Annotated in this window: 14 protein-coding genes; 12 read left to right on the top strand and 2 right to left on the bottom strand. The window is 73.6% G+C overall.

Annotation, left to right across the window (positions count from 1 at the left end; all coding sequences use genetic code 11):
- The first annotated feature begins 51 nt into the window (after positions 1–51).
- From ACXJKF_RS13150 to ACXJKF_RS13100, 11 genes are all read left to right on the top strand, one after another.
- Positions 52–837 (top strand): DeoR/GlpR family DNA-binding transcription regulator, encoded by a 786-nt coding sequence (locus ACXJKF_RS13150; RefSeq protein ID WP_456788161.1) that lies wholly within the window; start codon positions 52–54, stop codon positions 835–837.
- Positions 834–2,015 carry a galactose-1-phosphate uridylyltransferase gene (gene galT / locus ACXJKF_RS13145; RefSeq protein ID WP_456788160.1) on the top strand — a complete coding sequence of 394 codons (1,182 nt, stop codon included), beginning with the start codon at positions 834–836 and terminating at the stop codon, positions 2,013–2,015. Before ACXJKF_RS13150 ends, galT begins: the two co-directional genes overlap by 4 nt.
- Positions 2,012–3,217 carry a galactokinase gene (gene galK, locus ACXJKF_RS13140; RefSeq protein ID WP_456788159.1) on the top strand — a complete coding sequence of 402 codons (1,206 nt, stop codon included), beginning with the start codon at positions 2,012–2,014 and terminating at the stop codon, positions 3,215–3,217. Before galT ends, galK begins: the two co-directional genes overlap by 4 nt.
- 80 nt (positions 3,218–3,297) lie before the next feature.
- Complete coding sequence (locus tag ACXJKF_RS13135; protein WP_456788158.1) at positions 3,298–4,185, top strand: hypothetical protein; 888 nt, start codon at positions 3,298–3,300, stop codon at positions 4,183–4,185.
- A gap of 152 nt (positions 4,186–4,337) precedes the next feature.
- On the top strand, positions 4,338–5,357 hold the full coding sequence (locus ACXJKF_RS13130; protein ID WP_456788157.1) for an efflux RND transporter periplasmic adaptor subunit: 1,020 nt from the start codon (positions 4,338–4,340) through the stop codon (positions 5,355–5,357).
- Positions 5,354–6,133 (top strand): ABC transporter ATP-binding protein, encoded by a 780-nt coding sequence (locus ACXJKF_RS13125; protein ID WP_456788156.1) that lies wholly within the window; start codon positions 5,354–5,356, stop codon positions 6,131–6,133. Before ACXJKF_RS13130 ends, ACXJKF_RS13125 begins: the two co-directional genes overlap by 4 nt.
- Positions 6,130–7,371: an ABC transporter permease gene (locus tag ACXJKF_RS13120; protein ID WP_456788155.1), complete on the top strand. Its 1,242-nt coding sequence runs from the start codon at positions 6,130–6,132 to the stop codon at positions 7,369–7,371. The genes ACXJKF_RS13125 and ACXJKF_RS13120 overlap by 4 nt, the downstream gene beginning before the upstream one ends.
- A 255-nt stretch (positions 7,372–7,626) precedes the next feature.
- Positions 7,627–8,622 carry a hypothetical protein gene (locus ACXJKF_RS13115; protein WP_456788154.1) on the top strand — a complete coding sequence of 332 codons (996 nt, stop codon included), beginning with the start codon at positions 7,627–7,629 and terminating at the stop codon, positions 8,620–8,622.
- 43 nt (positions 8,623–8,665) lie between these two features.
- Positions 8,666–10,264, top strand: a complete 1,599-nt coding sequence (locus ACXJKF_RS13110) for a peptidoglycan-binding domain-containing protein (protein ID WP_456788153.1) — start codon at positions 8,666–8,668, stop codon at positions 10,262–10,264.
- Positions 10,261–10,980, top strand: coding sequence for an ABC transporter ATP-binding protein (locus tag ACXJKF_RS13105; protein ID WP_456788152.1), 720 nt, complete (start codon positions 10,261–10,263; stop codon positions 10,978–10,980). Before ACXJKF_RS13110 ends, ACXJKF_RS13105 begins: the two co-directional genes overlap by 4 nt.
- Positions 10,977–12,224, top strand: a complete 1,248-nt coding sequence (locus ACXJKF_RS13100; protein ID WP_456788151.1) for an ABC transporter permease — start codon at positions 10,977–10,979, stop codon at positions 12,222–12,224. Before ACXJKF_RS13105 ends, ACXJKF_RS13100 begins: the two co-directional genes overlap by 4 nt.
- Here ACXJKF_RS13100 and ACXJKF_RS13095 read toward each other — a convergent pair.
- On the bottom strand, positions 12,164–12,730 hold the full coding sequence (locus tag ACXJKF_RS13095) for an ArsR/SmtB family transcription factor (RefSeq protein WP_456788150.1): 567 nt from the start codon (positions 12,728–12,730) through the stop codon (positions 12,164–12,166). The two genes, ACXJKF_RS13100 and ACXJKF_RS13095, sit on opposite strands and share 61 nt — an antisense overlap.
- 57 nt (positions 12,731–12,787) lie before the next feature.
- Between ACXJKF_RS13095 and ACXJKF_RS13090 the strand changes: the two genes are divergently transcribed.
- Complete coding sequence (locus tag ACXJKF_RS13090) at positions 12,788–14,068, top strand: MFS transporter (RefSeq protein WP_456788149.1); 1,281 nt, start codon at positions 12,788–12,790, stop codon at positions 14,066–14,068.
- On the opposite strand, the gene ACXJKF_RS13085 is transcribed toward ACXJKF_RS13090, so the two are convergent.
- On the bottom strand, positions 14,069–14,350 hold the full coding sequence (locus ACXJKF_RS13085) for an SHOCT domain-containing protein (protein WP_456788148.1): 282 nt from the start codon (positions 14,348–14,350) through the stop codon (positions 14,069–14,071).
- Between the last annotated feature and the right edge of the window lie 50 nt (positions 14,351–14,400).

Here is a 14,400-nt window from a genome sequence, read left to right as displayed (position 1 = left end):
CCGCCCCCCTCGAGTGTTGAAGTTTGTTTGATTGCGTGCGAGAGTGTTCGGGTGCTCGCCTCCCAGCGTCAGGACCGGATCCTGGCCGCCGTGCGTGCCGACGGGGCCGCGCGCGTCGCGGACCTGGTGGAGAGCCTCGACGTCTCGGACATGACCGTCCGGCGGGACATCGCCGAGCTCGCCCGCGCCGGACTGGTGCGTCGCGTGCACGGCGGCGCGGTGGCCCCGGACGCCCTGGGCAGGCCCACCGACGAGCCCGGCTTCGACGCGAAGCGCTCCTGGGCCGGCCCCGAGAAGGCGGCGATCGCCCGCGCGGCGCTCGCCACGGTCGAACCGGGTCAGGCCGTCGCGTTGTCCGCGGGGTCGACCACGTACCTCCTGGCCGAGCTGCTCGCGGGCGCGGGCATCCCGGACCTCACGGTCGTGACCAACGGGCTGCGCATCGCGGACGCCCTGCACGGCGCGCCCGGGGTCGAGGTCATCCTCACGGGCGGGGTCCGCACCCCGTCGGACGCGCTCGTCGGCCCCGTCGCGGACGCCACGCTCGCGAGCCTGCGCGTCGACCGGGCCTACCTCGGCGTGCACGGCCTCGACGCCAGCGGCCTGACCACCCCCAACCTCGCCGAGGCCGCCACCGACCGCGCGCTGATGGCGTGCGCCGCCGCGACCACCGTGCTGGCCGACCACACGAAGTGGGGGGTGGTGGGCCTGGCCCGGATCGCTCCCCTCGACGACATCGACACCCTGCTCACCGACGACGCCCTGCCCGCCGACGCTCGACGACACCTGACCGGCGCGACCCTGCGCCTGGTCACCACCTCAGGAGCCACCCAGTGACCCCAGCTGTCCGGATCACGCCGACCACCCTCGCCGACGGCCGCGAGCTGATCTACTTCGACGACTCGGAGCCGTACGTCTCGGGCGGCGCGACCCGCACCCTGACCGACGCGCGCCCCCTGCCGGACCGGTTCGCCCCCGTTCCCGACGCGGCCGGCGTGCCGCAGCCCGTGACCGGCCCGGAGCTGCGGCGCGACCCGCTCACGGGTGAGTGGATCCCGATGGCCGCGCACCGGATGAACCGCACGTTCCTCCCGCCCGCCGACGCCAACCCGCTGGCCCCCGCCAAGCCGGGCGCGGTCTACCAGGACGGCGAGATCCCCGCCGAGGACTACGACGTCGTCGTGTTCGAGAACCGGTTCCCCTCGCTGCTCGCGGTCCCGGGGGTTCCGGACGCGCCGGTGCAGCGCGACGGCGAACCGCTCTGGACCGTCCGGCCCGCCGCCGGGCGCTGCGAGGTCATCTGCTTCTCCTCGGACTCGACGGCGTCGCTCAGCACGGTGACCCCCCGCCGGATGCGCACGATCGTCGAGGCCTGGACGCAGCGGACGGCGGCCCTCAGCGCGCTGCCCGGCATCGAGCAGGTGTTCGTGTTCGAGAACCGCGGCAAGGAGATCGGCGTCACGCTGCACCACCCGCACGGGCAGATCTACGCGTTCCCGTACGTCACCCCGCGGACGACCACGATGCTCGCGGAGGCCCGCGCGTACCGGGAGCGGACGGGGCGGCTGCTGGGCCGGGACGTGCTGGACGCCGAGCTGGCGCACGGCGAGCGGGTCGTCGTCGAGTCGGAGCACTGGGTCGCCTACGTGCCGTTCGCCGCGCGCTGGCCCGTCGAGGTGCACCTCGTGCCGCGGCGCGACGTGCCCGACCTGCCGGCACTCACCGACGCCGAGCGCGACGACCTGTCGACCGTCTACCTGGCACTGCTGCAGCGGCTGGACCGGTTCTTCGTCGGCCCCGACGGCGAGGCGATCCCCCTGCCGTACATCTCCGGCTGGCACCAGGCACCCACCCGCGAGGGCCGGGACGTGTCCCGGCTGCACCTGCAGCTGTTCTCGGTGCTGCGCGCACCGGGCAAGCTCAAGTACCTCGCCGGCGTCGAGTCCGGCATGGCCGCCTGGATCAGCGACACCACCCCCGAGCGCATCGCGACCCGACTGCAGGAGCTGGCATGACCGCCGACGTGACCTGGCTGGACCACTGGAGCCCGCAGGAGGGTGCCGACCGGGTCCGCGCCCTGTTCGCGGACCGGTTCGACGCCGAGCCGGCGGGCACGTGGTCGGCACCCGGGCGCGTGAACCTCATCGGTGAGCACACCGACTACAACGGCGGCCTGTGCCTGCCGATCGCGCTCCCCCACCGCACCTACGCGGCCCTGCGGCGGCGCGACGACGACGTCGTGCGGCTCGTGAGCGCGCAGGAGCGGGCGGGGCTGCGGACCGTCGACCTCGCCGACGTGGCGCCGGGCACGGTGGACGGCTGGGCGGGGTACGTCGTCGGCGTCGCGTGGGCGCTGCGACAGGCGGGCCACGCCGTCTCCGGGTTCGACGTGGCGATTGACTCCTGCGTGCCGTACGGGGCCGGGCTGTCGTCGTCCGCGGCGCTCGAGGCGTCCACCGCGGTCGCGCTCGACGCGGTCTTCGGGCTCGGGCTGGCGGCGTCGGACGAGGGCCGCGCCACACTGGCGGCGCTGTGCGTGCGCGCGGAGAACGAGATCGCCGGGGCGCCGACGGGTGGCATGGACCAGGCGGCGTCGCTGCGGTCGCAGGACGGTCACGCGCTCCTGCTCGACTGCCTCGACGGTTCGGTCCGGCACGTCCCGTTCGACCTCGCGACGCACGACCTCGCACTGCTGGTGGTCGACACCCGCGCCGAGCACGCGCTCGTGGACGGGCAGTACGCCGCCCGCCGGGCCTCCTGCGAGGCGGCCGCCGCACGGCTCGGTGTCGCGACGCTGCGCGAGGTGTCCGACGACCCCCGCGGGCTGGAGTGGGCCCTCGACAAGCTCGACGACGAGGTCCAGGTCCGGCGCGTCCGGCACGTCGTGAACGAGATCGACCGCGTGACCTGGTTCGTCGCGCTGCTCGACGCCGGGGAGGTCGGCCTGGTCGGGACGCTGATGAACTCGTCGCACGCGTCGCTGCGCGACGACTACGAGGTGTCCTGCCGCGAGCTGGACCTGGTGGTCGACACAGCCCGGGCGGCCGGGGCCGTCGGGGCACGGATGACCGGGGGTGGGTTCGGCGGGTCCGCGATCGCGCTCGTCGCGGCGGACGAGGTGGACCGCGTGGCGCAGGCCGTGGCGGACGCGTTCGCCGACGCCGGGCTGCGGGCGCCGGGCTTCCTCGTGGCGACGGCGTCGGACCCGGCCGCCTGAGGCGACACCGACGGCGGCGTCTCGTTGTCCACCCGTCGGTCCGTGCGGGGAGCGGTCAGCAGCGCCTAGGGTGCAGAACCATGCGTGGACGTCGAGCGGTGACCGCGGTGGGCCTCCTCGTCCTTGCGGGCTGCTCGAGCGGCCCGAGCCCGTCGGACGAGGGCGCGCTCTCCGCGTATCTCGGGGAGTACGCGGCGCGGATGCACGCAGGGGATGCGGCGCGAGCGGTCGCCGTCGAGGAGGAGATCGCGTCCTGCATGCACGCGCAGGGTTTCGACTACGAACCCCGCCCGGACGGCGCCTGGCAGTCCGAGCTCTCCGTGGTCCCGCGCCAGCAGAACCCCCTGGCGTGGGCGAAGGAGCACGGCTACGGCATGGTCGACGCGAGCGCGACGTCGGTGCAGCTCGCACCGCCCGACCCGAACGCCGACCTCCTCGCGGCGATGTCCGCGAGTGAGCGTGATGCCTACGACGAGGCCCTGGTCGGCGCGGCGGCCGACGATCCGCTCGCGCCGGTCGACGGGTGCGCCGCACCGGCGGAAGCGGCCATGACGGGCGCCTTGCAGGACCCGACCTACGAGCACTTCCTGGACGAGGCGCTGCGGATCGAGGAGTCCGTCAGGGACCACGCGCGCGTGACGGCCGCCACCACCGCCTGGCGCGACTGCGTCGCCGAGCGCGGCCACCCCGAGCTCGAGGAGCCGGGCGACGGGATGCTGCTGATGGACGAGGAGATCGCCCCGTTCCAGACCGGCGGCCCGGGGCACATCCCCGCCGGGCAGAAGACGCGGCTCCTGGCTCTGGAGATCGAGCTGGCGACCACCGAGGCGGAGTGCGACGACGAGGTCGGGCTGACCCGCACCCGGGACGAGTTGATCAGTGCCGCGCAGGAGGCGTTCGTCGAGGAGCACCGCGGCGAGCTCGCGGACTGGGAGCTGAGCTGGCCGGCGCCGTCGCCGTCGTCGTGACACGCCGCAGGATCGTTGACCTCTAGTACGTATGGCGCAGTAGTGTCTGCCCCGCGGTATCAGGGACGCATCATCCCCACGACGGGTCCTCCGGGCGCCGCCGGGTCGGTACGTTCCCGTCGCACGTCCCAACGACACCGAGGAGCCCGACCGTGGGGGTCACCCGCAGGATCATCTTCCCGACCATCCGCCTGATCCTGTGGGCGGTCATCGCCGCCGCCCTGGTCAAGATCGCGTTCGCTGGAGCCGACGTCAGCACCGTCGGCACCTCGCTGCAGCCCACCGGCGCCGTCGTCGAGCCCACGGTCGAGGTGTCCACGGCGACCGTGACCAACGCGGTCACGGTCCAGGCGTCGGTGACCGCGGACGCCGCCGTCGTCGTCCGCGCCACGCTGGCCGGCACGGTGTCCAAGCTGCTGGCCGTCGACGGTGCCGCGGTCGACGCGGGGACCCCGATCCTGGAGATCCGGCAGGAGACCCCGCAGGACCCGATCGTGAGGACGGACCCGGAGACCGGTGAGCAGACCACCACCGAGCGCCGACCCAAGGTCGCGATCGAGACGGTCACCGCGCCCGTCGCCGGCACGCTGACGCTGCCCACGCTCAAGGACCAGGTGGTCTCCGTCGGCGACGAGGTCGGCAAGGTCGCCCCCGGCACGCTGTCGGTCACCGGCACCCTCACCCCCGACCAGCAGTACCGCCTGGTGGGCGCACCCACGCAGGCCGCCGTGACGCTCACGGGCGGGCCGGCGCCGTTCGAGTGCACCGGCCTGCGGGTGGGCGCGGCACCGACGACCGGGACCCAGCAGGTCGCCGACGGCACCCCGAGCTCGTCGGGCACCGTCACCTGCGCGATCCCCGCGGGCGTCACGGCGTTCCCGGGCCTGGGCGCGACGATCGAGGTCACCAACGGCACCGCGGCGGACGCCGTGGTCGTGCCGATCACCGCGGTGCAGGGCACGGTCCAGGCGGGGAACGTCTGGGTGGTCGCCGCCGACGGCACGAACGAGAAGCGCGCCGTGGTCCTGGGGCTGACCGACGGGAAGAACGTGCAGGTCACCGAGGGCCTGGCGGCCGGCGACACCATCCTCGAGTTCATCCCGGTGCCGGGCGGCTCGGGCAAGGAGGTCGACTGCAGCGTCGACTACGACCCGATGGTCTGCGGCGGATGAGCCTCCTCGAGCTCACCGACGTCACCCGGTCGGTCCGGCTGCCCGACGACCGGCTGCTGCACATCCTGCGGGGCGTGACCGTCGCGGTCGACGCCGGCGAGCACGTCGCGGTCGTCGGCCGGTCCGGGACCGGCAAGTCGACGCTGCTCAACATCCTCGGCCTGCTCGACGCACCGACGTCCGGCCAGTACCTGCTGGAGGGCGTGCCCATCGGGAAGCTCTCGAACGGCACGCGGACCCGGCGCCGGGGACGCGACTTCGGGTTCGTGTTCCAGCAGTTCAACCTGCTGCCCGGCCGCACGGCCCTGGAGAACGTGTCCGCGCCCCTGCTCTACGCCCGGGGCCGGCAGTTCTGGTCCCGCACGCGCCTGGCCGCCGAGATGCTCGAGCGCGTCGGCCTCGGCGACCGGGTGGACACCATGCCCGACAAGCTGTCGGGCGGTGAGCAGCAGCGCGTCGCGATCGCCCGTGCGCTCGTGCGCGGCCCCCGTGTGATCCTGGCCGACGAGCCCACCGGCGCCCTCGACGTCGAGACCGGCCGGGAGGTCATGGACCTGCTCGACGAGATCGCGTCGCAGACGGGCGCGGCCCTGGTGACGATCACCCACGACCTCGCGGTCGCCGCCCGCGCCGAGCGCCAGTACCGGCTCGCCGACGGGATCCTCCTGCCGATCAGCCTCGACACGACGTCCGAGTGGGTGGGCGACGTACCGCTCGTCGCCGACCGGTCGTCGCACACCGAGCGCCGCCTGCCCGACGCGGAGGTCAACGCATGACCGGCGTCGTCGGCGCGATCGTCGAGGCCTGGGGCGAGCTGCGGATCCACAAGCTCCGCGTCCTGCTCGCACTCATCGGGGTGGCCTGCGCCGTCACGGCGATCACCGGGGTGACCGCCCTCGTGTCCATGCTCAACCAGTCGTTCAAGGAGCAGAGCGAGCGCCAGTCCGGCCGCAGCGTCACGCTCACCGTCAACGCGTGGCCACGGGACGCGGACGCGGTGACGCCCGCCGGGTGGGACGACGCGTTCGAGCAGGTGCTCGAGCGCTACGACATCACCTACGCCAGCCGCGACGAGTGGACCCAGGCCAGGATGCGGTTCCCCGACGGGACCCGCCTCACCCAGGTGCGGGCGGTCGACGCGGACCTGGGCGTCATCAACCGCGTCGTGCCCGAGCAGGGTCGCTGGTTCACCGAGACCGACGAGCAGGCGCTGGCGCCGACGCTCGTCGTCAACGAGGCCTTCCTGCAGGCCTACGGCCTCGCGGACCTGTCGTCGCACCCGACCGTCGAGCTGGGCGACCGGGCGCCTGTCACCGCGACCGTCGTGGGCGTCCTGCACGACGACTGGCCCGGCGCCGAGCCGATGGCGTACGTCCTGTACGAGCAGCTGCACCGCTGGATCGGCGCGGACGGCTCCGGGGTGCAGTCGGGCGGCTCGGGGCCGGGCGTCGCGAGCCCGATGCAGGCGCAGATGCCCGCGATCCTGCTCTGGGTCCCGCCCGACCGGTCGGAGGCGATCGGCGACACCATCGCGCGCGACCTCCAGGCGACGGCCCCCGGCTGGCAGGTGGACGTGATGGACAACCAGTACGACAGCGGCGGGCTCGACCGCGCCACCAAGTGGGTCGGCATCGGCGTCGGCGGCTTCGCGCTCCTGCTCGGCGGGCTCGGCCTGGTCAACATCGCCCTGGTGACCGTGCGCTACCGGATCCGGGAGATCGGCATCCGGCGGTCGTTCGGCGCGACCTCCGGCCGGGTGTTCTTCGGGGTGCTGCTCGAGTCGGTGGTCGCGACCGTGGTGGCCGGCCTCGTCGGGGTCGTGCTGGCCGTCGCGATCATCAAGAACATCCCCGTCGAGCGCGTGTTCGGCGGCGGGATCCAGGACATGCCCCCGTTCCCGTTCAGCGCCGCGCTCGTGGGGATGACGGCCGCGGTGGCGGTCGGTGCCCTGGCCGGGCTGATCCCCGCCACGTTCGCCGTCCGGGTCAAGGTCATCGATGCCATCAGGTACTGACGTATGACACCGCGAAAAGGTTGTGCACCCTGCGGTGGATGTTCCGCGGGAACCGAGTGCCTAGCCTCGAGACCTGCACGACGAGCTCGTGACGACGTCGCCGGGCGCCCGCGGAGGGCGGGCGTCCGGCGTCACCCCGGCGGAGGCCAGAGATCACCCTGCGGGAGGATCTTTGTCCCGATCTCGGCCGATATCGTCCTGGGCGACACCAGTGAGAGCGACTGTGACTCCCCCGCGCCGAAAGGGCCCGCCACGATGAGAACCACGACCACCACCGCGATCACCATGGGAGCGGTCGCCCTGGCACTGCTCACCGGCTGCTCCTCCGGCGGCGGCCCGTCGGACGACGCGACGCTGACCTACGAGGACAGCCCGCTGTCGGCGTACTGGGAGAAGCTGGGCGGGTCCCAGGACCAGGCGGAGATGGACGAGCAGATGGCCCGCTCCGAGGAGATCGTGGCCGCCTGCATGCAGGACGAGGGCTTCGAGTACACGCCGCAGGACACGTCGGGCATGAGCAGGAGCTTCGACGAGTCCGCCGACGACGGCATGCCCGCGTGGGACTCGCTCGAGTTCGCCGAGCAGTACGGGTACGGCGCGACGACGTCGGAGGACATGCCGATGAACCAGGGCGCCGACGAGGAGTGGGTGGACCCGAACGCCGACTACGTCGCCACCATGAGCGAGACCGAGCAGCAGGCGTTCTACGAGGCCCTCTACGGTGCGCCGACGATGTCGGACGAGCCGACCGACGAGGAGATCGCCGAGGCCGAGGCCGAGGAGTACGACTGGACCACCGCCGGCTGCCAGGGCAAGGCCCAGCACGAGGTCTACGAGGCCGGCCAGGTCTGGGACGACCCGGAGTTCAAGGACCTGACCGAGGCGATGAACGAGCTCTGGCAGGACACGCAGACGGACGAGCGCACGACGCAGGCGTACGCGAAGTGGGCCGACTGCATGGCGGACGAGGGCTACGACTTCGCCAACCCGCAGGAGGCGCAGGACAGCATCTACGAGCTGACCAACGAGATCCCCTACGACGAGGAGACCGGCACCCAGGACGCGGCCGCCCTCGCGGAGATCCGTGAGCAGGAGATCGCCACGGCCGTCGCCGACCGCACCTGCCAGGACAGCACCGGGGCCGGGCGCGCAGCGCTCGAGGCGCAGTTCGCCATCGAGCAGGAGTTCATCGACGCACACAAGGACGAGCTCGACGCGATGGTCGAGAAGGCGGCACAGGCGTCCGAGTGACGCCCGCGCCCGCCGGTCCGTCCGAGGTCCCACGAGGAGAGCAATGAGCACGCAGGTCACCGGAGGGCGGCGAACGATCGTCGTGATGGCGGTCGTCGCCGTCGTCTGCCTCGCCGCAGGCGTCCTCCTGAGCCGGCTGATCGTGTCGCCGGGCAAGGCGGCCGCCGATGCCGCACCCCCGACGGCCGGGCCGATCACGGTCCCGGTGGAGAGCCGGGTCATCGCGAACGAGCTCGTCATCCGGGGCGACATCGGGTACGACGACCCGGTCGCCCTGCGGGTCGAGACCGGCGACCTGGGCGGCCCGGCCGTCGTCACGGGCCAGGTGCCCGCGGTCGGTGCCGAGATCGGTGCGGCGTCGGTGGCGCTGGAGATCGTGGGCCGCCCGGTCATCGTGCTGCCGGGCGACCTGCCGACCTACCGGTCGCTGCGGGCGGGGGTCTCCGGGCCGGACGTGCGGCAGCTCAAGGCCGCGCTCGTCGCCCTCGGCATCGACGCGGGCAACGCGGAGAGCGACGCGTACGACGCGGCCACCGCCGCGGGCGTGCGGACGCTGTACCAGAGGGTCGGGTACGAGCCGCCGTCGGCCGGCGAGGAGCTCCAGGACGCCGCCACCGCAGCACGCGACGGCGTCCGGGCTGCGCAGGACGCCCTCAGCGCCGCCCAGCAGGAGCTGGCGAGCGCGGCGGTCGGCCCGTTGCAGTCGGTCATCATCGGCCTGGACACGGCGGTCTCGGTCGCCGAGGCGACGCTCGCCCAGGAGCAGGCGCAGTGCGCGGCGCCCACCGAGGAGGCTCCGTGCAACCCGATCGCCGTGGTCGAGGCGCAGGGCGCCCTCGCCCAGGCGCAGGCGGCCCGGGCCGAGGCGGGCAACCCGGCGGACACGGGCGCCCAGCGCGCCGCCGTCGCGTCGGCGCAGTCGCAGCTGGCCGCGGCCCGGGAGGACCAGACCGAGGCGCAGGCAGCGACGCTGACCCCGCTCCCGGCCAGCGAGATCGTGTTCGTCCCGTCGCTCCCCCGTCGCGTCGACGTCGTCAAGGCGACCCGCGGCGGGACCATCACCGGCGAGTTCATGAGCGTGTCCGGGGCCACCATCCAGATCACCGGGAGCGCGACCCGCGCGGACAGCGAGCTGCTCACCGTCGGCACGGTCGGGTCGATCACGCTCGACGACCAGGAGCTGGCCGTCACCGTCGCCGAGGTCAAGGACCCGGCCGCGACGCCCGAGACGCCCGACGGGCAGACCGAGGGCGAGGAGCCCAAGGAACCGACGGAGCCGAAGGAGCCGAAGGGTGACCGCCGGACCGTCATCTTCACGCTGGGCGCCCTGACGCCGGAGCAGGTCCTCGCGCTGCAGAACACCAACGTCCGCGTGCGGGTGCCGGTCAGCTCCACCGAGGGTGAGGTGCTCGCCGTGCCGCTCGCCGCGCTGACCGCCGGCCCGGGTGGCGAGTCGCGGGTCGAGCTGGCCGGCAGCGGTGGGGAGTCCAGCTCGCTGGTGACGGTCACCACGGGCCTCGCCGCCGACGGGTACGTCGAGATCGCAGGTTCCGAGTCGCCGCTCGTCGCGGGCGACCTGGTGGTCGTCGGTGTGGCAGAGAAGAAGGACAAAGAGACGGCCGACCCCGAGGCGGACGAGTGACCGTCCTCGACCTGCTCGACGCCACCGAGAGCATCGAGCCCGTCCCGCCCGTGCTCGAGCTGCGGGGGGCCGGCCGGCAGTTCCCGGGCGACCCGCCGGTGCACGCGCTGCACCCGGCCGACCTGGCGGTGGGGTCCGGCGACTACCTGTCCGTCGTCGGACCCTCCGGCTCGGGGAAGTCCACGCTGCTGAACCTGCTCGGGCTCCTGGACAAGCCCACGGAGGGCGAGTATCTGCTCGACGGCATCCCGACGGCCAACGCCGGGGAGCGGGAGCGGGCCGCCCTGCGTGCGGGCCACATCGGCTTCGTCTTCCAGGCGTTCCACCTGATGCCGCACCGGACCGTGCTGGAGAACGTCCTGCTCGCCACGCTCTACAGCGGCGTCCCTCGGGCGGAGCGGCGCGAGCGCGCGCTGGCCGCGCTGGACCGCGTCGGCCTGAGCCACCGCATCGACTTCGTCCCGACGGTGCTCTCGGGCGGCGAGCGCCAGCGGACGGCCGTCGCGCGCGCGGTCGTCGCGCAGCCCCGTGTGCTGCTGGCCGACGAGCCCACGGGCAACCTCGACTCCGAGAGCTCGGAGAGCGTGCTGAACCTGTTCGACGAGCTGCACGCGGGCGGGCTGACGCTGCTGGTCATCACGCACGACGACGAGGTGTCGGCGCGCGCCCAGCGCCGGGTCCGGATCGCCGACGGGTACCTGCGGGAGATCCCGTGACCGCGGTGACCGAGCGCGTGGCGCGCTCCGACCGGTTCGGGCTGCGCGACCTCCTCGCGGAGGCCGCCGCGGGGATCGGTGCACGCCCCGGGCGGCTCCTGCTCACCATCCTGGGCACCGTGCTCGGCATCGCCTCGGTGGTGGTGACGGTCGGGCTGGCACAGACCGCGTCGGGGCAGATCAACAAGCAGTTCGACGCGGTTGCCGCCACGCAGGCGGTGGCCAAGCCGGAGACCAGCAACGGCTGGGACGGCTCGCAGCGCGCGCTCGGGTCGCTGCCGTGGGACGCGTCCGCCCGCGCCGAGCGGCTCGCGGGCGTCGAGGCCGCCGGCACGTTCTCGACGGTGGAGGTCGACGGCGCGGAGATCACGGCCGTCCCCGTGCACGACCCGTCGGCGGCCCGCACGGTCGCGCCGGACGTCGTCGCGACCTCGCCGGGTGCGCTCGACGCGGTCGGCGGGCGCATCGTGCAGGGTCGCTACTTCGACGCGGGCCACGACGCCCGCGCCGACCGGGTCGTGGTGCTCGGGGTCGACGCCGCCGAGCGCCTCGGCGTGGTCCGCGTCGACCGGCAGCCGTCGATCTTCATCGGCGACCGCGCGTACCAGGTCATCGGCATCGTCGACGACGTGAAGCGGCGGTCGGACGTGCTGTCCGCGGTCCTCATGCCCGAGGGGACCGCCCGTGCGGACTTCGGGCTGGTGGCACCGGACGAGCTGCACCTGCACCTGGCGGTCGGCGCCGGACCGGTGGTGGGCAGCCAGCTGCCGACGGCCCTGGCCCCCAACGCCCCGGAGACCATCGACGTGCAGACCCCGCCGGCCACCTCGACCGTCCGGCAGAGCGTGCAGGCGGACGTGAACACGATCTTCCTGGCGCTCGGCGGGGTGGCGCTGCTGATCGGCGGGGTCGGGATCGCGAACGTGACGCTGCTGTCGGTGCTGGAGCGCGTCGGCGAGATCGGCCTGCGGCGGGCTCTCGGCGCGACGCGGCGGGACATCGGCGCGCAGTTCATGGTCGAGTCCGTCGTGGTCGGCCTGCTCGGCGGGATGCTCGGGGCCGCGCTGGGCGTCGCCGTGGTCGTCGGGGTCAGCGCCGCGCAGGAGTGGACGCCCATCCTGGACCTGCGGATGGTCGGCGTGGCAGCCCTCTCGGGCGGGCTGATCGGTCTGCTCGCGGGGCTCTACCCGTCGCTCAAGGCGGCATCGATCGAGCCCATCGCGGCGCTGCGCGGCGGCGTCTGACGCGTCACGTCCTCGTGCAGGGCCCAGAACACGGAGTACGGCGTGCCGTCCGGCGTCGACGGCCGGTCCGCGAAGTCGGCGAGCACCGCGCCGATGCGGGTGGCGAGCTCCTCGAACCCGGCCGCGTCGAGGCGCAGCCCGAGCCGGGTGGCCACGACGTCCTGGGGGTCGACCAGGGCGACCTCCTCGAGGAACGTGTCGATGAGGATGCGGCTCATGCCGGGCCCGCCCGGGGTGCGCCACGACTTGCCGGTGGCGCGGTACGGCACCTCGCGTGACCCGCGCGTCCCCCGCCGGGCGGCCTGCGCGACGAGGAAGCCGCGGTCGACGAGCGTGCGGACGTGGTGCAGGACGGTCGCCGGGTTGCGGCCCAGGCGCTCGGCAATCTCGCGGTTGGTGAGCGCGTCGTCGAGGCAGAGCCGCAGGATGCGGATGCGGACGGTGCTCGCGAGGGCGCGCGCGTCGGCGTCGATGTCGGCCGTGTCACGGGGGGCAGGCGCGGTCATGCGTCGATCCTCGCACAGTGATTGACATTTCCCAATCGGTTGCCGATGCTGGGCCGCGTGAGCACCCCCACGACGACCGGCCGGTCGCTGATCCACCACCCGGACTTCCGCCGGCTCTGGACGGGCGACGCCCTCGGCCAGCTGGGCGCTCAGCTGACGGCCCTGGTGCTGCCGATCTTCGCGGTCCAGCAGCTCGCCGCGACCGAGTGGGAGATGGGCGTCCTCAACGCCGCCGAGTACGCCGCGTTCCTGCTCATCGGCCTCCCCGCGGGCGCCTGGGTGGACCGCATGCGCAAGCGTCGCGTGCTGATCGTCGCGGACCTGGTCCGCGCAGCCGTGCTGGCCACCGTCGTGGTCACCGCGGCGACCGGCCACGCCACGGTCCCGCTGCTGATCGTCGCCGCGCTGGTGATCAGCGTCGCCACCGTGTTCTTCGACGTGTCGCACCAGAGCTACATCCCCGGCCTGGTGGGACTCGACCACCTGGTCGAGGGCAACTCCAAGCTGCAGGCGACCGCATCCGTCGCCCAGGTCGTCGGACCCGCGCTCGGTGGTCTGCTGCTGCGGGTCATCGCGGCGCCGGCCCTCATCGCGGTCACCGTGGTCACCTACCTGATCTCGGCCGTCGCCGTCGGTCGGATCCGGCAGCAGGAGACGCCGCCGCACCCGGACACGCGACGCCCGCTGCGGGTGGAGATCGCCGAGGGCCTGCGGTTCGTCGTCCACGAGCCGTACCTCCGGCGGATCGTCGCGTGCACGTCGCTGGCCAACTTCGCCAGCGCCATCGCCGCCGCCGTGCTCGTCATCTACGTGCTGCGGACCCTCGACCTGGGCACGGCGGCGTACGGCGCGATCCTGTCGGCGTCGGCGATCGGCGGCCTGCTCGGCGCCGTGGTGGCGGGCCGGCTCGCCCGGTGGGTGGGCGAGGGCCGGATCATCCCCGTCTCCGCCCTCCTGTCGGCGCCGGCAGCTGCCCTGACCCCGCTGGCGTCGACCGGTGTCATGCCGGTGGTGCCCCTGCTCATCGTCGGAGGTGCGACGTTCGGCTTCGGCGTCACCGTCTACAACGTCGCCCAGGTGAGCTTCCGGCAGCGCGTGTGCCCTCCCCCGCTGCTCGGCCGCATGAACGCCTCCGTGCGGTTCATCGTGTGGGGCTCGATGCCGATCGGCGGGCTGCTCGGCGGCTGGCTGGGCACCCACCTCGGCGTCCTCCCCACGCTCTGGGTGTCCGTCGGCGTCATGGCGCTCGCCGCGCTCCCCGTGGTCCTGTCGCCCCTGATCGGGATGCGCGACCTCCCGGGCGCCCCGGTGGCCGACGAGCCGGCACCCGCCGGTTGATCAGCCCCGCGGCGCGTCGGAGGCGAGCAGCACCTCGAGTCGCGCCCGGTACTCGGTCTCGTCGATCTCGCCGCGTGCGTAGCGCTCCGCGAGCACGGTGCGCGCGCTGCCGCCGTCGCGAGGGCCGTCCCAGCCGCCCCAGGAGCGGCGCCGACGGCGACTCCCGATCGCGAAGAACAGCGCGATGAGCCCGAACCAGAACAGCGGCACGAGCAGGAACCAGGGGCCGGGACCCCAGCCCCAGCCGTAGCCGACGGGGTGGGACACGAGGGTGGTGAGCATGGTCGTCCTTCGGTCGCGAGCCGGTCGGCGATCGACCGGACCACCACCGT

This window comes from Cellulomonas sp. P5_C5 (assembly GCF_054049655.1).
The sequence above is the reverse complement of the archived record's forward strand: the minus strand, read 5'-3'. Positions and strand labels throughout refer to the sequence as shown.

Excerpts from the sequence above, each read along its gene's own strand:
- galK (WP_456788159.1), top strand. The coding sequence starts at position 2,012 with ATGACCGCCGACGTGACCTGGCTGGACCACTGGAGCCCGCAGGAGGGT.
- ACXJKF_RS13135 (WP_456788158.1), top strand. The coding sequence starts at position 3,298 with ATGCGTGGACGTCGAGCGGTGACCGCGGTGGGCCTCCTCGTCCTTGCG.
- ACXJKF_RS13125 (WP_456788156.1), top strand. The coding sequence starts at position 5,354 with ATGAGCCTCCTCGAGCTCACCGACGTCACCCGGTCGGTCCGGCTGCCC.
- ACXJKF_RS13120 (WP_456788155.1), top strand. The coding sequence starts at position 6,130 with ATGACCGGCGTCGTCGGCGCGATCGTCGAGGCCTGGGGCGAGCTGCGG.
- ACXJKF_RS13115 (WP_456788154.1), top strand. The coding sequence starts at position 7,627 with ATGAGAACCACGACCACCACCGCGATCACCATGGGAGCGGTCGCCCTG.
- ACXJKF_RS13110 (WP_456788153.1), top strand. The coding sequence starts at position 8,666 with ATGAGCACGCAGGTCACCGGAGGGCGGCGAACGATCGTCGTGATGGCG.
- ACXJKF_RS13095 (WP_456788150.1), bottom strand. The coding sequence starts at position 12,730 with ATGACCGCGCCTGCCCCCCGTGACACGGCCGACATCGACGCCGACGCG.
- ACXJKF_RS13085 (WP_456788148.1), bottom strand. The coding sequence starts at position 14,350 with ATGCTCACCACCCTCGTGTCCCACCCCGTCGGCTACGGCTGGGGCTGG.